18 protein-coding genes and 2 tRNA genes are annotated in these 22,428 nt (G+C 67.1%); 14 read left to right on the plus strand and 6 right to left on the minus strand.

What is annotated here, in order from left to right; all coding sequences use genetic code 11:
• Nucleotides 1-8: 8 nt before the first annotated feature.
• The 4 genes from AC4D14_RS02695 to pepN all read right to left on the minus strand — a co-directional run bounded on the left by AC4D14_RS02695 (nucleotide 9) and on the right by pepN (nucleotide 4,228).
• The gene (locus AC4D14_RS02695) at nucleotides 9-437 is read right to left on the minus strand and encodes a globin (RefSeq protein WP_490900478.1); all 429 of its coding nucleotides are present in this window, start codon (nucleotides 435-437) and stop codon (nucleotides 9-11) included.
• Nucleotides 438-499: 62 nt separating this feature from the next.
• A complete protein-coding gene (locus AC4D14_RS02700; protein ID WP_490900479.1) occupies nucleotides 500-1,141 on the minus strand; it encodes a mechanosensitive ion channel family protein in 642 nt (213 codons plus the stop codon).
• Between the two features lie 56 nt (nucleotides 1,142-1,197).
• Nucleotides 1,198-1,671 carry an OsmC family protein gene (locus AC4D14_RS02705; RefSeq protein WP_490900035.1) on the minus strand — a complete coding sequence of 158 codons (474 nt, stop codon included), beginning with the start codon at nucleotides 1,669-1,671 and terminating at the stop codon, nucleotides 1,198-1,200.
• 4 nt (nucleotides 1,672-1,675) lie between these two features.
• The gene (pepN, locus tag AC4D14_RS02710; RefSeq protein ID WP_490900036.1) at nucleotides 1,676-4,228 is read right to left on the minus strand and encodes an aminopeptidase N; all 2,553 of its coding nucleotides are present in this window, start codon (nucleotides 4,226-4,228) and stop codon (nucleotides 1,676-1,678) included.
• A gap of 199 nt (nucleotides 4,229-4,427) precedes the next feature.
• Between pepN and AC4D14_RS02715 the strand changes: the two genes are divergently transcribed.
• Both AC4D14_RS02715 and AC4D14_RS02720 read left to right on the plus strand, forming a co-directional pair.
• Complete coding sequence (locus tag AC4D14_RS02715) at nucleotides 4,428-4,901, plus strand: ribose-5-phosphate isomerase (RefSeq protein ID WP_490900037.1); 474 nt, start codon at nucleotides 4,428-4,430, stop codon at nucleotides 4,899-4,901.
• 41 nt (nucleotides 4,902-4,942) lie between these two features.
• Nucleotides 4,943-5,824 (plus strand): Fpg/Nei family DNA glycosylase, encoded by an 882-nt coding sequence (locus AC4D14_RS02720; protein ID WP_490900038.1) that lies wholly within the window; start codon nucleotides 4,943-4,945, stop codon nucleotides 5,822-5,824.
• Between the two features lie 90 nt (nucleotides 5,825-5,914).
• Here AC4D14_RS02720 and AC4D14_RS02725 read toward each other — a convergent pair.
• Nucleotides 5,915-5,988, minus strand: a tRNA-Gly gene (locus AC4D14_RS02725).
• Between the two features lie 111 nt (nucleotides 5,989-6,099).
• Between AC4D14_RS02725 and AC4D14_RS02730 the strand changes: the two genes are divergently transcribed.
• From AC4D14_RS02730 to AC4D14_RS02755, 6 genes are all read left to right on the plus strand, one after another.
• Nucleotides 6,100-6,173, plus strand: a tRNA-Pro gene (locus AC4D14_RS02730).
• Between the two features lie 90 nt (nucleotides 6,174-6,263).
• Nucleotides 6,264-7,667, plus strand: coding sequence for a trigger factor (gene tig / locus AC4D14_RS02735; RefSeq protein ID WP_490900480.1), 1,404 nt, complete (start codon nucleotides 6,264-6,266; stop codon nucleotides 7,665-7,667).
• 226 nt (nucleotides 7,668-7,893) lie between these two features.
• Nucleotides 7,894-8,517, plus strand: a complete 624-nt coding sequence (locus AC4D14_RS02740) for an ATP-dependent Clp protease proteolytic subunit (protein ID WP_490900039.1) — start codon at nucleotides 7,894-7,896, stop codon at nucleotides 8,515-8,517.
• Between the two features lie 50 nt (nucleotides 8,518-8,567).
• Nucleotides 8,568-9,242 carry an ATP-dependent Clp protease proteolytic subunit gene (locus AC4D14_RS02745; protein ID WP_490900040.1) on the plus strand — a complete coding sequence of 225 codons (675 nt, stop codon included), beginning with the start codon at nucleotides 8,568-8,570 and terminating at the stop codon, nucleotides 9,240-9,242.
• 147 nt (nucleotides 9,243-9,389) lie between these two features.
• Complete coding sequence (clpX, locus tag AC4D14_RS02750) at nucleotides 9,390-10,682, plus strand: ATP-dependent Clp protease ATP-binding subunit ClpX (RefSeq protein WP_490900041.1); 1,293 nt, start codon at nucleotides 9,390-9,392, stop codon at nucleotides 10,680-10,682.
• A gap of 131 nt (nucleotides 10,683-10,813) precedes the next feature.
• Nucleotides 10,814-11,428, plus strand: a complete 615-nt coding sequence (locus tag AC4D14_RS02755; protein ID WP_490900042.1) for a mycothiol-dependent nitroreductase Rv2466c family protein — start codon at nucleotides 10,814-10,816, stop codon at nucleotides 11,426-11,428.
• A gap of 83 nt (nucleotides 11,429-11,511) precedes the next feature.
• On the opposite strand, the gene valS is transcribed toward AC4D14_RS02755, so the two are convergent.
• On the minus strand, nucleotides 11,512-14,133 hold the full coding sequence (gene valS, locus AC4D14_RS02760; RefSeq protein ID WP_490900043.1) for a valine--tRNA ligase: 2,622 nt from the start codon (nucleotides 14,131-14,133) through the stop codon (nucleotides 11,512-11,514).
• Nucleotides 14,134-14,214: 81 nt separating this feature from the next.
• Between valS and AC4D14_RS02765 the strand changes: the two genes are divergently transcribed.
• The 6 genes from AC4D14_RS02765 (at nucleotide 14,215) to AC4D14_RS02790 (ending at nucleotide 22,134) form a co-directional block, all read left to right on the plus strand.
• Nucleotides 14,215-15,015, plus strand: a complete 801-nt coding sequence (locus tag AC4D14_RS02765) for an SDR family oxidoreductase (protein ID WP_490900044.1) — start codon at nucleotides 14,215-14,217, stop codon at nucleotides 15,013-15,015.
• Between the two features lie 381 nt (nucleotides 15,016-15,396).
• Entirely contained in the window at nucleotides 15,397-18,717 is a 3,321-nt protein-coding gene (ileS, locus tag AC4D14_RS02770; RefSeq protein WP_490900045.1) for an isoleucine--tRNA ligase, read from the plus strand.
• Nucleotides 18,714-20,090: a bifunctional folylpolyglutamate synthase/dihydrofolate synthase gene (locus AC4D14_RS02775; RefSeq protein WP_490900046.1), complete on the plus strand. Its 1,377-nt coding sequence runs from the start codon at nucleotides 18,714-18,716 to the stop codon at nucleotides 20,088-20,090. The genes ileS and AC4D14_RS02775 overlap by 4 nt, the downstream gene beginning before the upstream one ends.
• Nucleotides 20,091-20,094: 4 nt before the next feature.
• Nucleotides 20,095-20,538: a DUF4233 domain-containing protein gene (locus AC4D14_RS02780; protein WP_490900047.1), complete on the plus strand. Its 444-nt coding sequence runs from the start codon at nucleotides 20,095-20,097 to the stop codon at nucleotides 20,536-20,538.
• A gap of 79 nt (nucleotides 20,539-20,617) precedes the next feature.
• On the plus strand, nucleotides 20,618-21,034 hold the full coding sequence (gene ndk / locus AC4D14_RS02785; RefSeq protein WP_490900048.1) for a nucleoside-diphosphate kinase: 417 nt from the start codon (nucleotides 20,618-20,620) through the stop codon (nucleotides 21,032-21,034).
• Between the two features lie 122 nt (nucleotides 21,035-21,156).
• Nucleotides 21,157-22,134, plus strand: a complete 978-nt coding sequence (locus AC4D14_RS02790; protein ID WP_490900049.1) for an aldo/keto reductase — start codon at nucleotides 21,157-21,159, stop codon at nucleotides 22,132-22,134.
• Nucleotides 22,135-22,428 lie beyond the last annotated feature (294 nt).

The following is a 22,428-nucleotide window of genomic DNA, read 5'->3' on the forward strand; positions in this document are numbered from 1 at the left end:
TTTTGGGGCTAGTCGGCCGCGTTGACCATCGACTGGGCGGCCCGGTCGAGGTAGTCCCACAGCGTCGCCTCGTGAAGCGGCGCCAGCTCAAGGGAGTCGACGGCGTCGCGCATGTGCCTCAGCCAGGCGTCCCGCGCCTGCGGCGTGACGCGGAAGGGGACATGGCGCATGCGCAGGCGGGGGTGACCGCGCTGCTCGCCGTAGGTCTTCGGGCCGCCCCAATACTGCTCGAGGAACATCAGGAGGCGCTCCTTGGCGGGCCCGAGGTCCTCCTCCGGGTACATCGGCCGCAGGAGCTCATCCTTGGCGACGCCCTCGTAGAAGACGTCCACGAGCTTCACGAACGTGGGGTGCCCGCCGATGGTTTCGTAGAAGTTGTCGGTGAACTCCGGCTGGGTGAAGGACCGGCTGGTGGCGATCAGGCGGTCGGCGGGCAGCGGCGGGCGCTCGCTCCCGGTCCCCAGGGGGATGGTGTCCTGCTGGAACTGCTCCGAGTCGCTCACTTGTCCTTCTCTCCGGAGGTTGCCGCCGGCTCCGCGGGTTCAACATAGTTGCCCTGCGAGCGGTTTCCGACCTTGGTGATATCGCCGTTGCGCACGTACCAGATGGCACCGTCCGCATCGACCATGCGGGTGATCCGCAGACCGAGGGACTGCACAACGCCCACGGTCTCGCCGATTTCGATGGTGTCACCGATCCCGTACTGGTCCTCGATGGTGATGAAGAAGCCGAGGAACGCGTCGCGGATGACCTCCCGGGCACCGAAACCAATGGCGATACCGACGATGCCGACGCTGGCCAGGATGGGGCCGATGTTCAGGCCCAGCTCCTGCAGCGCCATCATGATTGCCACCACGGCCAGGCTGACGCCGGCCACACTGATCAGCAGTCCACCGATCGTTTCCGCCCGCTGTGCCCTCCGTGCTCCGTCAAGGGAACGCAGGACGGGCTGGGCCCACCGGAAGTGGGGCTTCTTGAAGACGTTGTAGCCGTTCTGCACGCGCGTCACCGAACGCCTCACAAGGAAGCGGACGAAGAGCCACATGATGAAGGCGGCAAGGAGGACGACCGCCGCGTCGAGGACGCGGCCGCCGAACCCGAGATGCGGGAAAAGGTCCATACCGATGCTGATCACTTCCATACTCACTGCCGCGCGTACATTCCCGCCGGTGGCGGAACGCGGCGCTTCTCCTTTTTCTACGTTTCGTCGACGACGATCGTCGGTTCATGGTCGACGGGAAAGTTCACCGAGCGGGCGATGAAGCACGCTTCCGATGCCTGTTTGTGGATTGCCTGGGCCGCTTCGGCATGGTCGGGGGAGGCGACGACGACGCGCGGCCTGAGCACGGCCCGGGTGAACTCGCCGCTTCCGTCCCGGTTGAGTCTCAGCGACCCCTCGGCGGCGTCTTCGTAGCCGGTCACTACGATGCCCGCCTTCACTGCCATGTGCAGGTAGGAGAGCATATGGCACTGGGACAGCGCCGCAAGCAGCAGCTGCTCGGGGTTCCAACGGTCCTTCTGGCCGTGGAAGGTGGGATCGGCCGTGCCGGGAAGGAGCGGCAGCCCCTCCGCCGTCACCTCATGTTCGCGGCTGTAGTCCCGGTACCCCGAGGTCCCCTGACCGCGGTTTCCGGTCCACTTCACCGAAACGTTGTAGTGGTGGAGGCTCATGACGCTACCTGTCTGCAGCCTGGGCGCGCAGGGCGCGCTGGACGCCGTCCCGGTTTTCCAGGAGCAGGCGCCGCAGTGACGGGTTGCCGTCGCCGAGTTCGGCAAGGAACGCATCGGTGCGGTCGAGCGTGTCCTGCGTTGTCAGGCGGGAGGGGTAGAGCCCCACGACGAGCTGCTGGGCAATCTCGTAGGTGCGGGTGTCCCAGATGCCGTTGATCACCTCGAAGTACTTCGGGGCGTAGGGCTCAAGGAGGCTGGTGTCGTGGACCCGGGTGAACCCGGCGATCGCCGAGCGCTGGGTGGCGTTGGGAAGGTCCGTCCGCTCCACCAGTGAACGCCAGGCCTCGGCCTTGGCCTCGGGGGTGGGGATCGCGGCGGTGGCCTGCGCGGCGGCGAGCTGCCCGGTCGCCGTCGAATCCTTCTCGAGTTCGGCGTCGATCTGTGCGCGGCCGAACCGCCCTCCGACGACGAGCGAGGTAAGCAGCTCCCACCGGAGGTCCTGGTCCACGGTGAGGCCCTCGGGAACCTCGGAGCCGTTGAGGACGGATTCGACGACGTCGAGGTGTGCCTCGGTCCGGGCCCGCGCGGCGAACGCCTTGAGGAACTGCAGCTGGGAATCGGATCCGGCGTCGGCGGCGCGCGCCAGGTCGAGCAGGCTGTCCGCCACCGCATCGCCCATTGCCTGCCGGTCCTCCGGCCGCACGTAGAACAGCAGGGTGGCGGCGAGCTGGCGCAGGAGCACGAGCACCACAGAGGAATCGGACTCGGAACCGATGTTCTGAACGATCAGCTCGACGTAATCCCGGGCCGGGGTCTCACCGTCGCGGGCGGCATCCCAGGCCGACCCCAGAACAAGGGTGCGGGGCAGGGAATCCTCGAAGTTCTTGAGGTGCCGGATCGAAGCGCGAAGCGATGCCGGGTCGAGCCGGATCTTGGCGTAGGCGAGGTCGTCGTCGTTGAGGAGGGCCAGGGTGGGCCGGCGCAGGCCCACCGCGTCGCCGACTTCGGTCCGCTCGCCGTCGACATCCAGCTCGAGGCGGTGAACCCGCTCGAGGACGCCGTCGCCGGTGAGCTCGTAGAACCCGACCGCAAGGCGGTGCGGACGGATCGTGGGGTAGCCCTCCGGGGCGCTCTGGAGGATGGCGAAGGAGGTGATGGTCCCGTCGTCGTCGGTGGCCAGCTCGGGACGCAGGGTGTTAACACCGGCGGTCTCAAGCCACAGCGCCGACCACTGCTGCAGGTCCCTGCCGCTTGCCTTCTCCAGCTCAACGAGGAGGTCCTTGAGCTCCGTGTTCTTCCAGGCATGGCGGGCGAAGTACTCGCGCACGCCCTCCATGAACTTCTCCTGACCCACCCAGGCCACCAGCTGCTTGAGCACCGAGGCGCCCTTCGCGTACGTGATCCCGTCGAAGTTCACCTGGACATCGTCGAGGTCGTTGATCTCGGCCACGATCGGGTGGGTTGAGGGGAGCTGGTCCTGGCGGTAGGCCCAGGACTTCTCGAGGGAAGCGAAAGTGGTCCACGACTGCGTGAACTCCGTCGCCTCGGAGGCGGCAAGCGTCGACATGTACTCGGCGAAGGACTCGTTGAGCCACAGGTCGTTCCACCACTTCATGGTGACGAGGTCGCCGAACCACATGTGGGCAAGCTCGTGCAGGATGGTGATGGCCCGGCGCTCCACCGTTGCGTCGGGAACCCGGGAGCGGAACACGTAGGTCTCGACGAAGGTCACCGCGCCGGCGTTCTCCATGGCCCCGGCGTTGAACTCGGGAACGAACAGCTGGTCGTACTTCTCAAACGGGTAGGGGGTGCCGAACTGCTTCTCGTAGAACGCGAACCCCTGGCGGGTCAGGTCGAAGACGTTCTCGGCGTCAAGGTACTGCACCAGCGACTTGCGGGCGAACACCCCCAGCGGGATGACCCGCCCGTCGGAGCTGGTCAGCTCACTGCGCACTGCCTGGTAGGGCCCGGCAACCAGAGCAGTGACGTAGGAGGACATCACCGGGGTCGGCGCAAAGGACCACGTCGAGCGCGCGGGGGACTCGCCCGTGGCAATGGCGGTGACCGGTTCGGGGGTGGGGGAGTTGGAGATGACGTCCCAGTGCGACGGCGCGGTCATGGTGAAGCGGAACGTGGCCTTGAGGTCCGGCTGCTCGAAGACGGCGAATACCCGCCGTGAATCGGGCACCTCGAACTGGGTGTAAAGGTAGACCTCGCCGTCAACGGGATCCACGAAGCGGTGAAGACCCTCACCGGTGTTCATGTACGGCATGTCGGCTTCGACAACGAGCCGGTTCGACGCGGCGAGGTTCGGCAGTTCGATGCGGTGCCCGTCGGCGACCTCCCCGGGGTCGAGGTCCACTCCGTTGAGGGTCACCCGGTGCACGGTGTCGGTCACCGCGTCGATGAAGGTGCTCGCGCCCTGGGCGGCGTCGAAGGTGACGACGGTCGTTGAACGGAAGACCCGGTCCCCCTGGGTCACATCGAGGGTGACGTCGTAGGTGTGGACTGTCAGCAGGGTGGAGCGGACGGTTGCTTCGCTGCGCGTCAGATTCATACCGGGCAAGGTTGGCCTCCAGTGTGGGTTAACAGGACGCCGCGCGGAAAACCTGTCAGCGCAGCGTTTCGTATTCTCTCACTTTTTCCCTCAGGCCACCTCCCTCGGTAGGGAGCCGGCGGCACCGGCGGCGGCGGAACACGCCGGCCAAGCCACTAGGCTTGAAGCGGCATCTACCACCCAGCGAACGGATTGCTTCATGCGTGTCCACCTAGCGACAGACCATGCAGGTTTGGAACTCAGCGCCCACCTGCTCAAGCACCTCACCGCGGCCGGCCACGACGTCGTTGACCACGGCCCCACCTCGTACGATCCCGAGGACGACTATCCGGCGTTCTGCATCGACGCTGCGCTCGCCGTCGTCGCGGACCAGGAGGCCGGCAGGGAGGCGCTGGGCATCGTGCTCGGCGGCTCAGGGAACGGCGAGCAGATCGCCGCCAACAAGGTGCGCGGCGTCCGTGCCGCCCTCGCCTGGAGCGTTGACACCGCGCGGCTGGCACGCCAGCACAACGACGCCAACGTTGTGGCAGTCGGCGGACGCCAGCACACCGTCGACGAGGCCACGGCCATCATCGAGGCATTCCTCGCTGAGCCGTTCAGCGGAGAACCCCGCCATGTGCGCAGGATCGACAAGGTCGGAACCTACGAAACAACCGGTGAAATTGTCCGTTAGCCCCGCCGGCGTCCAGGCGGGAGCCGGCCCAGGGGAAAACCGTGCCTGAGGGACATTCGATCCACCGGCTCGCACGCCAGTTCTCCTCCGTTTTCGCCGGGGAGCGGCTGACCGTGACAAGTCCACAGGGCAGGTTCGCCCCCGGCGCCGCCCTCCTCGACGGCCACGTCCTCGTGGACGCCGCGGCACACGGGAAGCAGTTGTTCCTGCGCTTCGACAACGAGGCGGTGCTCCGGGTGCACCTCGGGCTCTACGGGGCGTGGAGCTTCGGCGGGGACGGCACCTTCACCGGCGCATCGAGCATCGGCGCGCCACGGCGCATCGGGGAGAGCGAAACCGCAGGGGAGGCCGACCCCTCCGGCCCTTACCGGGGCCCGCCGGCCCCTATCGGCGCGGTGCGGGTGCGGCTCCTCTCCGCGCACGGCTGGGCGGATCTGCGCGGGCCCACGGCCTGTGAAGTGATCACCCCTGCCCAGGAGTCGGCGGTGCGCGCCCGTCTCGGCCCCGACCCGCTCCAGCCGGAGACCGACCCCGCCGTTTTCATCAGCCGGCTCGGAGCCGCCGGGAAACCGGTCGGCGCGGCGCTCATGGACCAGTCGGTGCTCGCGGGCGTGGGCAATGTCTACCGTGCCGAGGTTCTCTTCCGCTCCCGCCTCAACCCGTGGCGTGCCGGCCGCGCGGTAGCACCGGAGGCGGCCCGCCTGCTCTGGGACGACACCGTCCAATTGATGAACGACGGCGTCCGCCAGGGGAAAATCATTACGACAATGCCCGAGGACCGCGGGGGAGCCACCGGCGCCCTCGCACCGCACTACGTGTACAAGCGGACCGGGGAGCCGTGCAGGAGATGCGGAACAACCGTGGAGATGGCCGAACTGGTGGCCCGGAAACTGTACTGGTGCCCCGCCTGCCAGGCGGACTGACCGGCGGCGGGCCGCGGAGGCAGCGCATCCGGAAAGCCTCCGGAACGCGAAAGCACCCGGCCGTTTTCTGCGGCCGGGTGCTATTCCCTTTGGAGGGGATGACGGGAATCGAACCCGCGTAATCAGTTTGGAAGACTGAGGCTTTACCATTAAGCTACATCCCCGGGTTCCGGGCCCTGCGGCTCATCGGAACGCATATAACTACACCACAAACCGGCCCCGATCGCCAAATGTGCAACGGCGGGCAAAGTTCCGTAGACTGGCACCTGCACTCTCGGGGTGTAGCTCAGCTTGGTAGAGCGCCTGCTTTGGGAGCAGGAAGTCGCAGGTTCAACTCCTGTCACCCCGACTCTGTATTCTCGAAGGCACCGTATCTTCGGATACTGCACCTTCGTTTTAGATGCAGAAATTATCCCACATCATTCAGGAGTCCTACGCTGTGAAGAGCGCTGTCGAAAACCTTTCGCCCACGCGGGTGAAGCTCAATGTTGAGGTCCCGTTCGAGGAACTCCAGCCGAACATCGACGAGGCCTACAAGACAATCGCCGGTCAGGTGCAGGTTCCTGGGTTCCGCAAGGGCAAGGTTCCCCAGCAGCTCATCGACCAGCGCGTCGGCCGCGGCTACGTCATCGAGACGGCCGTCAACAAGGGGCTCGACGGGTTCTACCAGGAAGCGGTCCGTGAAACCGGCATCCGCCCCCTGAGCCGCCCCGAGGTCGAGATCACCGAGGTGCCCGACCCGTCGGCCAAGGAAGGCCAGCTGGTCTTCACCGTCGAGCTGGACGTCCGCCCCGAAATCGAACTGCCCGACTACTCGGGCATCGAGGTCACCGTCGAAGCCGCAACGGCCTCCGACGAAGACGTCGACAAGGCTGTTGACGAACTGCGCAGCCGCTTCGGCACGCTCACCGCCGTCGACCGCCCCTCGCAGGACGGCGACTTCCTGACCATCGACCTCACCGCGAAGGTGGACGGCGAAGAGGTCGACTCGGCCCAGGACCTCTCCTACAACATCGGTTCGGGCAGCATGCTCGAGGGCATGGACGAAGCAGTCACCGGGCTCAGCGCCGACGAATCGGCCACTTTCGAAACGAAGCTTGCCGGCGGCGAGCACGCTGGTGCCGACGCCCAGGTCACCGTTGTCGTCAAGGCCGTCAAGGTGCGCGAGCTCCCCGAGGTGAACGACGACTTCGCCCAGCTCGCCAGCGAGTTCGACACCGCCGCCGAGCTCCGCGAGGACCTCGCCAAGCGGGCCTCCGAAAGCAAGGTTGTCGACCAGGGCGTCGAAGCCCGCGACAAGGTCCTCGACAAGCTCGTCGAAATGATCGAGGTTCCCGTTCCCGAGACCGTCATCTCTGAGCAGCTCGAGCAGCACTTCAAGCCCGAGAACGCAGGCGCCGCAGGCGACGACCACGACACCGAAGAGCACCGCGCGGAGGTGCGGACCAACACCGAGCGCGCCTTCCGCAACGAGATCATCCTCGACGCGGTCGCCGACAAGGAAGAAGTGGCAGTCAGCCAGAACGAGCTGATCGACTACATCGTCTCAACGGCCAGCCAGTACGGCATGGAGCCGAACCAGTTCGCCCAGATGCTCGACTCCAGCGGCCAGGTGCCGATGATCGTTGGCGAGGTGCGCCGACGCAAGGCCCTGGCGAAGGTCCTGGAACTGGCGAAGGTCACCGACACCAACGGCGACGCCGTCGACCTCAGCGACTTCGTGCGGCCCGCCGGTGACGTCGAGACCGCAGGAGTGCAGGACGACGCCCCCGAGGCCGCTGGTGCGCCGGACGACGCCCCCGAGGCCGAGGTTGCCGGCGAAGAGTCGGCACCGCGCGCCTAACTCCGGCATTCTTCGGACGCCGCGGCCCTTCCGGGCCGCGGCGTCTTTTGCGTTGCGGCGGTGGCCGCCGGTGCCGCGCCACATGCCCTCCGGGACTGGTGCGCCGTCAGCGAACAGTTACCCGGGCGGGAGCAAAAACGAGCCGGGCCGGGTTAGTGTCCAATGAGAGATAAACGGCCGGGCGGTTCCCCAGGGAACAGGCCCGCCAGAGTGAGAGGTCACAAGAATGGCAATCGAACCAACCACCCCCCGCATGGCGAGTGTCGACGCGGGCAACCGCGATGACTACATCTACAACCGTCTCCTCAAAGAACGCATCATCTGGCTCGGTTCCGAAGTCCGCGATGAGAACGCGAATGCCATCTGCTCCCAGCTCCTGCTGCTCTCGGCCGAGGATCCGGACCGCGACATCTTCCTTTACATCAACTCGCCCGGCGGCTCGGTGACCGCGGGCATGGCGATCTACGACACGATGCAGTTCATCCCCAACGACGTCGTCACCGTGGCGACCGGACTTGCCGCCTCGATGGGCCAGTTCCTGCTTTCCTCCGGCACCAAGGGCAAGCGCTACGCGACCCCCCACGCCCGCATCCTCATGCACCAGCCTTCCGGCGGAATCGGCGGAACCGCCTCGGATATCCGGATCCAGGCCGAACTGATCCTTCACATGAAGCAGGTCATGGCCGAACTCACGGCAGAGCAGACCGGCCAGAGCGTCGAAACCATCCTGAAGGACAACGACAGGGACAAGTGGTTCACCGCCCAGGAAGGGCTCGACTACGGTTTCTTCGACCACATCTCCGCCCATGCAGGCACTGTGTCCGGCGGCGGCGGCACCCAGCGCGCCTAAGCGTCAACCGCCGTTTTCACACTCACGAGACTTTCCACCAGGAGACACCCATGAATTCCCATTACTCGGCCGCGGCGGGATCGCAGGCACCCCAGATGCCCACGAGCCGCTACATCCTTCCCCAGTTCGAAGAGCGCACGCCCTACGGCTTCAAGCGCCAGGACCCGTACACGAAGTTGTTCGAGGACCGCATCATCTTCCTGGGCACCCAGGTCGATGACGCATCGGCGGATGACATCATGGCGCAGCTGCTCGTTCTCGAGTCCACGGACCCCGAGCGCGACATCACCCTCTACATCAACTCGCCCGGCGGATCCTTCACGGCAATGACCGCCATCTACGACACGATGCAGTTCATCCGGCCCGAGGTCCAGACCGTATGCCTCGGCCAGGCGGCCAGCGCCGCGGCGGTCCTGCTCGCCGCGGGCGCCCCGGGCAAGCGCCTCGCGCTTCCCAACGCGCGCGTCCTGATCCACCAGCCCGCGCTCTCGGGCGGCCAGGGCGGCCAGGCATCCGACCTTGAAATCCAGGCCAATGAAGTGATGCGCATGCGCACCTGGCTCGAGGACACGATCGCCCTGCACACCGGGCGGCCCTCCGAGCAGGTCAACCTCGACATCGAGCGCGACAAGATCCTGACGGCCGCGGAATCGGTCTCGTACGGGCTTGTCGATGAGGTGCTGACCTCCCGCAAGATGGTTCAGCCGAAAATCAACACTCCGTAATCCGCCGTCCGGAGCCCGCTCCGGAACGGATGACCGGGATGCCCGTGGTGCTTTTCATTGGCACCACGGGCATTTTGATGCTGATTCGCCGGACCATGTGGCCTAGAGTGGAGACAGCAACCAAGTACCACGTAAGGGGACTGACACATGGCTCGCATTGGTGAGAGCACGGATCTGCTCAAGTGCTCTTTCTGTGGAAAAAGCCAGAAGCAGGTCCGGAAGCTGATCGCCGGCCCCGGGGTGTACATCTGCGACGAGTGCATTGATCTGTGCAACGAGATCATCGAAGAGGAGCTGTCCGAGGTCGCCGATCTGGGCACGTTCGAACTCCCGAAGCCCCGCGAAATCTTCGATTTCCTCCAGGAATACGTGGTGGGCCAGGAACCGGCAAAGCGGTCCCTCGCCGTGGCCGTCTACAACCACTACAAGCGCATCCAGTCCGGCGGCGCGCCCCGCCCGGCCGGAACCCTCGCCGGAGCCGCGAGCGGCGAGGACGTCGAAATCGCCAAGTCGAACATCCTCCTGATCGGCCCCACCGGGTGCGGCAAGACCTACCTCGCCCAGACCCTCGCCCGTCGGCTCAACGTGCCCTTCGCCGTCGCCGACGCGACGGCGCTCACCGAGGCCGGGTATGTCGGCGAGGACGTCGAAAACATCCTCCTCAAGCTGATCCAGGCCGCCGACTACGACGTCAAGAAGGCCGAGCAGGGGATCATCTACATCGACGAGATCGACAAGATCTCCCGCAAGAGCGAGAACCCGTCCATCACCCGCGACGTCTCCGGTGAAGGCGTCCAGCAGGCCCTGCTGAAGATCCTCGAGGGAACCGTCGCATCGGTTCCGCCCCAGGGCGGCCGGAAGCACCCCCACCAGGAATTCATCCAGATCGACACAACGAACGTGCTGTTCATCGTCGCCGGGGCTTTCGCCGGCCTTGAGGAAATCATCGGCTCGCGTGCCGGGCGAAAGGGCATCGGCTTCGGCGCGCCCCTGAGCTCCCTCAAGAACGAGGAAGTCAGTTACGGTGACGTCATGCCCGAGGACCTCCTGAAGTTCGGTCTGATCCCGGAATTCATCGGCCGGCTCCCCGTCATCACCACCGTGACCCACCTCGACCGTCCGGCGCTGATGCAGATCCTCACGGAACCCAAGAACGCGCTGATGAAGCAGTACCAGAAGATGTTCCTGCTCGATGGCGTGACCCTGACGTTCGAACCCAAGGCCCTTGAGGCGATCGCCGACCTCGCCTTGGAGCGCGGCACCGGTGCGCGCGGGCTGCGCGCCATCATGGAGGAAGTGCTTCTGCCGGTCATGTTCGACCTTCCCAGCCGCGATGATGTCGCGTCGGTCGTGATCACGGCCGACGTCGTCGCCAAGCGCGCCGAGCCGACCCTGCTCTCACACGAAGTGGTCGCCAAGCGCCGGAACAAGTCGGCCTAATTCCCATCCCCATCCCTTAGAAAAACCGCCTGTACCCGGCAACGGCGCCGTGCCCTGAAGGCACGGCGCCGTTCTCTTCTGCCGCGGTCCGCCGCGAACAGAACTGTCCCAACCCCAAAAGGAGTATCCCCATGCACAATTCCGTAGCCGAGAAGGCCGACTTCTGGTTCGACCCTGTGTGCCCGTACGCCTGGGTGACATCCCGGTGGATGGGTGAGGTGCAGCAGGTCCGAAGCATCAGCATCGACTGGCACGTGATGAGCCTGGCGGTGTTGAACGAGGGCCGCGATCTTCCGGCGGACTACCGGACCCTCATGGACTCAGCCTGGGCGCCGGTGCGTGTGCTGATCGCGGCGGATACGCTGCACGGCGCCCAGTACATCAAGCCGCTCTACGATGCCATGGGCACCCGGATCCACGTCGACGGAAACCGCGACTTCGAACTGGTCATCAAGGAAGCCCTCGCGGAGGTGGGGCTCCCGGACGAGCTGGCGGACTATGGTTCGACGGACGAATTCGATGCCCAGCTGCGCGCCTCGCACCAGGGGGCCATCGAACGGGTCGGTGACGAGGTGGGAACTCCGGTCGTCGCCTTCAACGGCACCGCCTTCTTCGGACCCGTGCTCACGCGAATCCCGCGCGGGGAGGATGCGGGCCGCCTGTTCGACGCCGCGGTCCAGCTTGCCAGCTTCCCCGAGTTCTTCGAGATCAAGCGCTCCCGCACGGAGGATCCGCGGTTCGACTGACCGGTCACGTTCGGCCGCCCAGGCCCGCACAGCCGAACGGCCCCACGCAATGCGGGGCCGTTTTCGTGCGGTTGGGAAACCGGTCAGGCCTCCGAGGGGGCCAGCTCCACTGCGGAAACCATCAGGTCGCCGTCGCCCTCCGCCAGTTTGAGCTCGCGGGCGTTGCCGGCAGCGAGCAGGTCGGGAAGGCCTGCCCTGATGTGCGAGATGCGTGCCGATGACGCAGTCACCACTGCCGTCGCGACCTCGGTGCGCTGCTTAACCTTCGCCTCGGACTTCGCCTTCCGCACGCCGCCCAGGGCCAGGGCGACCGATGTGAGCAGTTCCGGATCGGCGCCGTCGGCAAGACCCTGCAGGGCGTGCACGGCGGGCCACGGCGCGCGGTGGACCGAGCCTTCCCGCCACCAGCTCCACACCTCGTCGGTGGCGAACGGCAGGAAGGGGGCGAACAGCCGCAGCAGGGCATCGAGGGTGGTGGCCAGGGCGGTCAGCACCGACTCCTTGGCGTCGTCGCCCGCAGCGCCGTAGGCGCGGTCCTTGACGAGTTCAACGTAGTCGTCGGTGAACGTCCAGAAGAACGACTCGGTCAGCTGAAGCGCACGCGCATAGTCGTACTTCTCGAACGCCGCTGTCGCCTGGGCCGTGACCTCGCGCAGCTGCGCCAGCAGTGCAAGGTCCAGCGGGTGCGTGACCCGCTGCAGGGCTGCGGGGGAGGCCGAGCTCTCGGTTGCGCCGAGGTTCAGGACGAACTTCGAGGCGTTGAGCAGCTTGATGGCAAGCCGGCGCCCGATCTTCATCTGGTTGATCTCGTAGGCGGTATCGGAACCGAGCTTCGCCGAAGCGGCCCAGTAGCGCACCGCGTCGGCGCCGAACTGCTCGAGCACGTCGGTTGGAACCACCACGTTGCCCTTGGACTTGGACATCTTCTTCCGGTCGGGATCAAGGATCCAACCGGAGAGCGCAGCGTGGCGCCACGGCGCCGAGTCCTGCAGTGCGTCGGCGCGCACCGCCGTCGAGAACAGCCAGGTGCGGATGATGTCGTGGCCCTGCGGGCGCAGGTCGAAGGGGAAGACGCGGGAGAACAGTTCCTCATCCCGCGACCAGCCGCCGACGATCTGCGGGGTCAGCGACGACGTCGCCCAGGTGTCGAGCACGTCCTGGTCACCGATGAACCCGTTCGGCTGGTTCCGGGCGCTCTCCTCGAACCCGGGGGCCGGCTCGCCCGCCGGGTCGACCGGGAGGGACTCGAACGGAGGGACGATCGGGCTCTCGTAGTCGGGTTCGCCGTCGCCGTCGAGGCGGTACCAGACCGGCACGGGAACGCCGAAGAAGCGCTGCCGGGAGACAAGCCAGTCGCCGTTGAGCCCCTCGATCCAGTTCTCGTAGCGGGAACGCATGAACGCGGGGTGGAAATCGATCTCCCGGCCGCGGTTGATCAGCCGCTCGCGCTTGTCGGCGTCGCGGCCGCCGTTGCGGATGTACCACTGGCGGCTCGTGACGACTTCGAGGGGCTTGTCGCCCTTCTCGTAGAAGTTCACCGGGTGGGTGATCTTAACGGGCTCGCCGTCGAGGTCTCCGCTGGCGCGCAGCAGTTCGACGACTGCTTCCTTGGCGCTGAAGATGGTCTTTCCCGCCAGCGCCGCATAGTTCTCCCGGGCGCGGTCGGTGGCGATCCACTCCGGGGTCTCAGCACGGATGCGGCCGTCGCGGCCGACGACGGCACGGGTGGGAAGCTGCAGCTCACGCCACCAGGTCACGTCGGTAAGGTCACCGAAGGTGCAGATCATCGCGATGCCGCTGCCCTTGTCGGGCTTGGCCAGCGGGTGCGCCTTGATCTCGACCTCGACGTCGAACAGGGGGGAGGTGACCGTGGTGCCGAACAGCGGCTTGTAGCGCTCGTCATCGGGGTGGGCCACCAGGGCCACGCACGCGGGAAGGAGTTCCGGGCGGGTCGACTCGACGTGGACCTTCTGCCCGTCGGGGGCATGGAAGGCGATGCGGTGGTAGGCGCCGGGCTGCTCGCGGTCCTCGAGCTCGGCCTGGGCCACCGCGGTGCGGAAGGTGACGTCCCACAGGGTGGGAGCCTCGGCGAGGTAGGCGTCGCCGGCGGCCAGGTTCGTCAGGAAGGCGCGCTGGGAGACGGCACGGGAGGTGTCATCGATGGTGCGGTAGGTCAGGTTCCAGTCGACGGACAGGCCAAGGGTGCTGAAGAGATCCTCGAAGACCTTCTCGTCATCGACCGCAACCTCTTCGCAGAGTTGAATGAAGTTGCGCCGGGACACGGCGTCGAAGTCGCGCTGATTCTTGGCGGGCTGCGCCGGCGGGGTGTAGTCCGGGTCGTAGGGGACCGAGGGGTCGCAGCGCACGCCGAAGTAGTTCTGCACGCGGCGCTCGGTGGGCAGGCCGTTGTCGTCCCAGCCCATGGGGTAGAACACGTTCTTCCCGCGCATGCGCTGGAAGCGGGCCAGGACGTCGGTCTGCGTGTAGGAGAACATGTGGCCGACGTGGAGCGAACCCGACGCCGTGGGCGGGGGAGTGTCGATCGAGTACACCTCCCCGCGGGTGGTGTCCCGGTTGAACGCGTACGTCCCGTTGTCCCTCCACTGCTTCGCGAGGCGGGGCTCAAGGCCCTCCAATGCGGGCTTGTCGGGGACGGTGACGGGCTGGTGTGCGGGCGTGTCTGTGCCCTGAGTGTTTTCGGCCATGCGGCCCATTCTTTCACGTCGCCCGGCCGTGCCGGCCGCAGCGCCGGGCGCACGACGGCGGATGCTGGCTAGAGTGGTCAAATGAGCACCGGACAAGCACCCCCGACAGCCATCGGATCGCCCTCGCGCACCTCCTCCGGACCCCTGCACGCCGTCGTCACGGGGGCCAGTTCGGGGATCGGGGCCGCCACGGTCCGCGCACTGCGAGCCGCCGGCTGGGAAGTGACCGCCGCGGCCCGCCGCGCCGACCGCCTTGAGCAACTCGCCGCCGAAACCGGAGCTCGGGCGGCCGTCGTCGATGTGACCGACGAGGAGTCGGTTGAGCGCCTGGTGCGGGAGGTCACGGGGGCCGGCGAGGTGAACGCCGTGATCAACAACGCCGGCGGTGCCTTCGGTATGGAATCAGTGGCCGAGGCGCGCACCGCCGACTGGGAGCACATGTACAACGTGAACGTCCTCGGCTCGATGCGCATCACCCGCGGTTTCCTGCCCGCCGTGCGCTCCAGCGGACACGGCAGCTTCGTGTTCCTGACGTCGACCGCAGCGCTTGCCGCCTACGAGGGAGGCGCCGGCTACGTCGCCGCGAAGGCCGCCCAGCAGGCGCTGGCGCGCACCCTGCGCCTCGAGGAGGCCGAGCACAATGTGCGGGTGATCGAAGTGGCACCGGGCTTGGTGCACACCGAGGAGTTCTCCCTGAACCGCCTCGGCAGCAAGGACGCGGCCGACAAGGTCTATGCCGGGGTGGCGAACCCGCTGAGCGCCGCCGACGTCGCGGACACCATCGTCTATGCACTCAACGCCCCGCTCCATGTGAACGTCGACTCCCTTGTGCTGCGCCCGCTGGCCCAGGCCGCCAACCACAAGGTCATCCGCGCCACCTGAGCAGCCACGGCGTCCGGACACCGGCCTCGTCGCCGTAACCTTGGACCCTTTCGACACTCTTCCCCACCGGCGGCTAGACTTGGACCACAAGCGTCGAACCGGCCATCACCGGGGAGCTTCCGGAAGAACGGCGAGAGGGACCCGGCAGGGGCCGCCTCGCCCAGTAGAACCGGACGGGTGGGCCCGTCAACGCCTGAAAATGAGTGGCAGCCCTGTGGGGCCGGCCTCCTCCGGGAGGCTGGACGCACGGCGGCGGCAAGTGAGGTGGTACCGCGGGTTCCGCTCCCGGTGGCCGGCACAACCGGCCCCAGGTCCAGAGCACGTCCTCGCAGCAGGATGACCGCCCCTTGTTCTGTCTCCACCGTTGTTCAGGATGAATAAATGCCGCAGATCTACCCCAAAGCCACCTCCTCCACCGGCCGCACCTCCGAGGGCACGCAGCCCGAGGGCGCAGGAGCCTCGCCGCGCTTCCCCGAACTCGAAGAGCGGGTGCTGAAGTACTGGGACGCCGACGGTACGTTCCAAGCCTCGATCGATGCCCGCGACGCCGGCGAAAACGGTTCAAACGAATTCGTCTTCTACGACGGTCCCCCCTTCGCGAACGGCCTGCCGCACTACGGCCACCTGCTCACCGGCTACGCCAAGGACCTCGTGGGCCGCTACCAGACCCAGCGCGGGCGCCGTGTTGAACGCCGCTTCGGGTGGGACACCCACGGTCTGCCCGCCGAGCTCGAGGCGATGAAGCAGCTGGGCATCACCCAGAAGCAGCAGATCGAGGCCATGGGTATTGACAAGTTCAACGAAGCCTCCCGGGCCTCCGTCATGAAGTACGCCGAGGAGTGGAAGGCGTACGTCACCCGCCAGGCTCGCTGGGTGGACTTCGAGAACGACTACAAGACCCTGAACATCGAGTACATGGAATCGGTCCTGTGGGCGTTCAAGACGCTCTACGACAAGGGCCTGCTCTACAACGGCTACCGCGTGCTGCCCTACTGCTGGAACGACGAGACGCCGCTGTCCAACCACGAGCTGCGCATGGACGACGACGTCTACCAGGACCGGCAGGACCAGACGGTCACCGTCACCTTCCCAATCCTTGCCGGCGAGTCGGCGCTCTCGCAGGAACTCGCAGGCACCGCCGCCCTCGCCTGGACCACGACGCCCTGGACCCTCCCCACGAACGCCGCCCTCGCCGTCGGGCCCGACATCCGGTACGCCGTCGTCCCCGACGCGCGGGAGTCGGCGGACGGTGAGGCGCCCGGGCGCTTCCTGATCGCCGAGGACCTCCTCGGCGCCTACGCCAAGGACCTCGGTTACCCCGACGCCGCCGCGGCGGCCGCCGCTGTCACCGCCACCTATCTGGGCACCGAGCTCGACGGGCTCACCTACGAACCCCTGTGGGACTACCTCTCCGACCCCGAGTCCGGCGGTTACCAGAACGCGTTCCGGTTCCTCGTCGCCGACTACGTGACGACGACCGACGGCACCGGCATCGTCCACCAGGCGCCTGCCTTCGGCGAGGAGGACCAGAAGATCTCCGAGGCCGCAGGGATCCAGGTGATCCTTTCCGTCGACTCCGGCGCCCATTTCCTGCCGCTGTTCGGCCGCGGCCCGCTGGCGGAGATCGCCGGTCAGCACGTCTTCGCGGCGAACAAGCCGATCACCCGCGTCCTCAAGGAGCAGGGGCGCCTCGTACGCCAGGCCAGCTACGTCCACAGCTACCCGCACTGCTGGCGGTGCCGCAACCCGCTGATCTACCGTGCCGTGTCCTCCTGGTTCGTGGAGGTCACCAAGGTCAAGGACCGCATGGTGGAGCTGAACAAGGAGATCAACTGGATCCCCGGCAGCGTCAAGGAGGGCCAGTTCGGCAAGTGGCTCTCCAACGCGCGCGACTGGTCGATCAGCCGCAACCGCTACTGGGGCAGCCCCATCCCGGTGTGGCAGTCCGACGACCCCACCTACCCCCGCGTCGACGTGTACGGGTCGCTGGCGGAGATCGAAGCCGACTTCGGCCGCCTGCCCCTGAACAAGGACGGACAGCCGGACCTTCACCGGCCGTTCATCGATGAGCTGACCCGCCCCAACCCCGACGACCCGCGTTCCCCGGAGGAGGGCGGATCGACGATGCGCCGCGTCTCCGACGTCCTCGACGTCTGGTTCGACTCCGGCTCGATGCCGTACGCCCAGGTCCACTACCCGATGGAGAACGCCGACTGGTTCGCCTCGCACAACCCGGGCGACTTCATCGTCGAATACATCGGGCAGACCCGCGGCTGGTTCTACACCCTCCACGTCCTTGCGACGGCCCTTTTCGACCGCCCGGCCTTCCGCAACGTCATCAGCCACGGCATCGTGCTGGGCTCCGACGGCCAGAAGATGTCGAAGAGCCTGCAGAACTACCCCGACGTCTCCGAGGTCCTTGACCGCGACGGCTCCGACGCGATGCGCTGGTTCCTCATGTCCTCGCCTATCCTGCGCGGCGGAAACCTCGTCGTGACCGAACAGGGTATCCGCGACGGCGTGCGCCAGGTCATCCTGCCGCTATGGAACGTCTGGCACTTCTTCAGCCTGTACACCAACGCCGCCAACGGCGGTGCCGGGTACGAAGCGCGCCCGGTGAGCGCCGAGGCCGCGGCGGGGCTGCGTGAACCCCTCGACCAGTACCTGCTGGCCAACACCGGCAACCTGGTCCGGGAGGTCACCGACGCCCTCGATTCGTTCAACATCAGCGACGCGAGCGAGTCGCTGCGCCGCTACCTCGACACGCTGACCAACTGGTACGTCCGGCGCAGCAGGCAGCGGTTCTTCGACGAGGACACCGAGGCCTTCGACGTCCTCTACACGTGCCTCGAGGCAGTGTGCCGGGTCGCGGCGCCGTTGCTGCCCCTTGTAACCGAGGAGATCTGGCGCGGGCTCACCGGCGGGCGCTCTGTCCACCTCACCGACTGGCCCTCGCCGTCGGAGTTCCCAGGCGCCCCCGAGCTCGTGGAGCGCATGGACCGCACCCGGCAGATCTGCTCGGCGGGCTCGAGCCTGCGCAAGGCCGCGAACCTGCGCGTCCGGCTTCCGCTCTCGGAGCTGATCGTCGTCGCGCCTTCCGCCGAAGGCCTGCACGGCCAGTTCCAGTCGATCATCGCCGACGAACTGAACATCAAGTCGGTGTGCCTGATCGACGACGCCGACGCCTCGCCTGAGGAATTCGGCATCACCCAGCGGCTCGCGGTCAACGCCCGCGCCGCCGGGCCGCGCCTCGGCAAGAACGTCCAGACCGTCATTCGGGCCGCAAAGGCCGGTGACTGGTCCGTGAATGACGCCGGCACGGTCACCGCCGGCGGCGTGGCGCTCGAGTCGCAGGAGTACACGCTGGAGACCGTCGTCGACAGCGCCGACTCCGACGAAAAGGCCGTCGCTGTGCTGCCCGGAGGTGGGTTTCTGGTGCTCAGCACCGCCGTCACCGAGGAGCTCGCAGCCGAAGGCACCGCCCGCGACGCGATCCGCGCCATCCAGCAGGCGCGGCGCGACGCGGATCTGTCGATCAGCGACCGCATCACGGCAACCGTCGAAACGGCCGCCGGCAGCGTGAAGGCCCTCGAGGACCACGCCCGGCTCATCCAGGACGAAACCCTCACCAACGAACTGATCGTGCGGGCCGGCAATGGCTCGGGCGAAGACTTCCGCGTCACCGTTGAAAGGCACAAGTGAACCCGAACGACGAAGCGCCCCTTGACCAGTTCTCCGTCGAGAGCGTCTACGCCGAGCTGCTGAGCCGCGCCCCCGAGCACAAGATGGAGCCGCGTATGGCCCCGATGTTCCGGGTCATGGAGATCCTCGGGGAGCCGAACAAGGCCTTCCCGATCATCCACATCACCGGGACCAACGGCAAAACCTCGACCGCGCGCATGATCGAGTCCCTGCTGCTGGCGCACGACCTGAGGACCGGCCGGTACACCAGCCCGCACCTGTCCCGGGTCACCGAGCGGATCAGCATCGACGGCGAGCCGGTGCCCGACGAGACGTTCGTGCGGGTCTGGGACGAGATCCGGCCCTACCTCGACATCGTCGACGCCGAGCTAGACACGGCGGGCCAGCCGCGCCTGACCTACTTCGAGTGCGTCACCGTGCTTGCCTTCGCCGTCTTCGCCGATGAACCCGTCGACGTGGCCGTCATCGAGGTGGGCCTGGGCGGGATTACCGACGCCACGAATGTCGGCGACGGCGCGGTCTCGGTGGTCACCCCCATTTCCCTGGACCACACCGACCTGCTCGGCGACACCGTCGAGGACATCGCCTACGAGAAGGCGGGCATCATCAAGCCGGGCGGCTTCCTCATCAGCGCCGCCCAGCCGAGGGACGCCGCCCAGGTGCTGCTGGAGAAGGCGCGGGAGGTGGGCATCGAGTTCCGGTTCGAGGGCGTCGAGTTCTCGGTCGATGCCCGCAGCGTGGGCGTCGGCGGTCAGGTTCTTTCGCTCACCGGCATCTCCGGGCGCCGCTACGAGGAAATCCTCGTCCCCCTCCACGGCGAGCACCAGGCGCAGAACGCGGCAGTCGCCGTTGCCGCCGTTGAGGCCTTCCTCGGCGGCGGGGCCCGCGAACTCGAGCCCGACGTCGTGCGTGCCGGTCTGCGCGCGGTCACCTCTCCCGGCCGCCTCGAAGTGGTGCGCACCGCGCCCACCATCCTCGTCGACGCTGCGCACAACCCCGACGGCGCCCGCGCCGCCGCGAAGGCGATCAAGGAGGCCTTCGACTTCCCCCGGCTCGTCCTGGTGGTCGGGGTGCTCGAAGGCAAGGACGCCGCGGGGATCCTGGCCGAGCTGCGCGAAGAACTCGGCGGGGTCCTCGAGGATGTCTGCCTGACGCAGTCGACGTCGGTGCGCTCGATTCCCGCCGCCGACCTGCTGCAGGACGCGCTGGCGGCCGGATTCGCCGAAGAGAACGTCAATATTGCCGAACGCCTCGACGACGCCCTGGAATGGGCGGTGATGAAGGCCGAGGAAGACAACGATCTCGCCAGCGGCATCCTCATCACCGGATCCATCACGGTCGTGGGCGAGGCGCGAACCCTCCTAGGAAAGTAGAGCCATGGCCCGTTTGACGAAGGCGCAGCGCGAGTGGCGGCCCGGCATGCCCAAGAAACGCCGGTCGGTAAAGGTCCTCTTCGCCTCGACGGTCCTGGTCCTTGAGGCGTTCGTCGTCCTGTTCGGCACCCTTGCGGTGTTCGGCCTGCGCAGGGACGAGCTTCCCGCGCCGCTCATCCTCGGCGGGGGAGTCCTCCTCAGCCTGCTGCTCGTGGCCACGTGCGCCTTCCTGACCCGGCGGTGGGGAATCGCCGTCGGTTGGGTCCTGCAGCTGCTGCTCATCGCGACCGGCTTCCTCGAGCCGGCGATGTTCCTCGTCGGCGTGGCGTTCGCTGTGACCTGGCTCTACGGCATCCGCACGGGTATCCGGCTCGACCAGGAGAACGCCGAACGGGACCGGGCGCAGGCCGAATGGGAGAAGTCCCACCCTGAGGCTGCCGGCGAATAGGCAGTACGCTGCCTGTCTTTAGTAGAGTCGGGGGCGGAGCAATTCGAATTCTTCCCCAACGAACCTCATGGAGGACCGCGTGAGCATTGAACGCACCCTGGTACTGATCAAGCCCGACGGCGTCGCAAGGAACCTGACCGGCACAGTCCTCGGCCGGATCGAGGCCAAGGGATACACCCTGGTGGACCTCAAGCTGATGTCCGCCACCCGGGAGCTCCTTGAAGAGCACTACGCCGAGCACGTCGGCAAGCCCTTCTACGAGCCGCTCGTTGAATTCATGCTCAGCGGTCCGATCGTCGCGGCCGTCTTCGAGGGCCAGCGCGTCATCGAGGGTTTCCGCTCCCTCGCCGGGGCAACGGAGCCCACAACGGCTGCACCGGGAACCATCCGCGGCGACTTCGGCCGCGACTGGGGACTCAAGGTGCAGCAGAACCTCGTCCACGGTTCCGACTCGGCCGAGTCGGCCGCGCGGGAGATCGGCATCTGGTTCGGCTGATTCTCGTTGCCGGCACGGCCGGTCCCGGACTCCCGGTCCCGGACTCCCGGTCCCGCACTTCGGGTGCCGCACTTCGGTCGGGCGCTTGAGGTTCCGGGCCGCGCCGGCGGTAGCGTTGGGCCATGACTAGTTACCGCAGGTTAGGCAGCTCAGGGCTCAGCGTCTCGACCGTGGGGCTTGGGTGCAACAACCTCGGCCGACCCGGAACGGCCTCGGAGTCCCAGGCGGGAACCGACGCCGTCGTCGCAGCGGCCATCGACGCTGGAATCAACTTCTTCGACGTCGCCGACGCCTACGGCAGGACGCCTGGGACCAGCGAGGAGATGCTCGGCAGGGCGCTGGGGAACCGCCGCGGCGAGGTGGTCGTCGCCACGAAGTTCGGCGTCGACGTCAAAGGGGCCAACGGCCCGGACTGGGGTGCCCGGGGTTCGCGCCGCTACATCGTGCGCGCGGTTGAGTCGTCGCTGCGCAGGCTTGGCACCGACTGGATCGATCTGTACCAACTGCACACGCCCGACCCCGGGACTCCCATCGAGGAGACCCTCTCCGCGCTGGATCAGCTGATCCGGGACGGGAAGGTCCGTTACATCGGGCACTCCAACCTCTCCGGGTGGCAGATCGCCGACGCCCACTACACCGCCAGGATCGGCGGCTACCAGGGGTTCATCTCCGCCCAGAACCACTACAACCTGCTCGACCGGCGGGCAGAGAACGAGGTGGTTCCCGCCGTCGAGCAGTACGGGCTGGGACTGCTGCCCTACTACCCGCTCGCGAACGGCCTCCTGACCGGCAAGTATGCGGCCGGGAACGCTCCGGCCGGCAGCCGGCTGACCCACTCCCGGACGGCGATGCTGCAGAAGGTCGATTGGGACCAGCTCGCCGAGTTCAGCGACTTCGCCGCCGCGCGGGGTCTGGGCGAGCTGCAGGTCGCGTTCTCGTGGCTCGCCGCCCAGCCCGCCGTCGCCAGTGTCATCGCGGGGGCCACCACCCCGGAACAGGTCGCGCAGAACGCGGCTGCAGTGGCCTGGGTGCCGTCGCCCGAAGATCTCGAGGAGCTCGAAGGTATTTTCCCGCGGATCCCGAAGACCCAACTGATCTGAGGCGCCGCGGCGGGGCTTATGGGGAGGTTCTTCCGCTGACGGACGGGCGGCCCGTTGCCGCCGTCGTCCCCGTCTGCCCGCACCAGCCCGCCTGCCGAAACCGCAGCTCACCACCGTTTCGCGTGGCCTTTGTGTGGAGATGTGCCAACTCGGCAGGGGGCGGGGGGCACGGGAGGGCGTCTGGCGGGGTCGGCGGACCTCCCACCGCCGCCGTCGTCCCCGTCCTCCTGGCCGAAACCGCAGCTCACCAACGTTTGACGCGGTCTTTGCGTGGGGAGGTGCCAACTCGGCAGG

Source organism: Arthrobacter sp. TJ-254, from assembly GCF_058269175.1.

Excerpts from the sequence above, each read along its gene's own strand:
- AC4D14_RS02700 (WP_490900479.1), bottom strand. The coding sequence starts at position 1,141 with ATGGAAGTGATCAGCATCGGTATGGACCTTTTCCCGCATCTCGGGTTC.
- AC4D14_RS02705 (WP_490900035.1), bottom strand. The coding sequence starts at position 1,671 with ATGAGCCTCCACCACTACAACGTTTCGGTGAAGTGGACCGGAAACCGC.
- pepN (WP_490900036.1), bottom strand. The coding sequence starts at position 4,228 with ATGAATCTGACGCGCAGCGAAGCAACCGTCCGCTCCACCCTGCTGACA.
- AC4D14_RS02715 (WP_490900037.1), top strand. The coding sequence starts at position 4,428 with ATGCGTGTCCACCTAGCGACAGACCATGCAGGTTTGGAACTCAGCGCC.
- AC4D14_RS02740 (WP_490900039.1), top strand. The coding sequence starts at position 7,894 with ATGGCAATCGAACCAACCACCCCCCGCATGGCGAGTGTCGACGCGGGC.
- AC4D14_RS02745 (WP_490900040.1), top strand. The coding sequence starts at position 8,568 with ATGAATTCCCATTACTCGGCCGCGGCGGGATCGCAGGCACCCCAGATG.
- clpX (WP_490900041.1), top strand. The coding sequence starts at position 9,390 with ATGGCTCGCATTGGTGAGAGCACGGATCTGCTCAAGTGCTCTTTCTGT.
- AC4D14_RS02755 (WP_490900042.1), top strand. The coding sequence starts at position 10,814 with ATGCACAATTCCGTAGCCGAGAAGGCCGACTTCTGGTTCGACCCTGTG.
- valS (WP_490900043.1), bottom strand. The coding sequence starts at position 14,133 with ATGGCCGAAAACACTCAGGGCACAGACACGCCCGCACACCAGCCCGTC.
- AC4D14_RS02765 (WP_490900044.1), top strand. The coding sequence starts at position 14,215 with ATGAGCACCGGACAAGCACCCCCGACAGCCATCGGATCGCCCTCGCGC.
- ileS (WP_490900045.1), top strand. The coding sequence starts at position 15,397 with ATGCCGCAGATCTACCCCAAAGCCACCTCCTCCACCGGCCGCACCTCC.
- AC4D14_RS02780 (WP_490900047.1), top strand. The coding sequence starts at position 20,095 with ATGGCCCGTTTGACGAAGGCGCAGCGCGAGTGGCGGCCCGGCATGCCC.
- AC4D14_RS02790 (WP_490900049.1), top strand. The coding sequence starts at position 21,157 with ATGACTAGTTACCGCAGGTTAGGCAGCTCAGGGCTCAGCGTCTCGACC.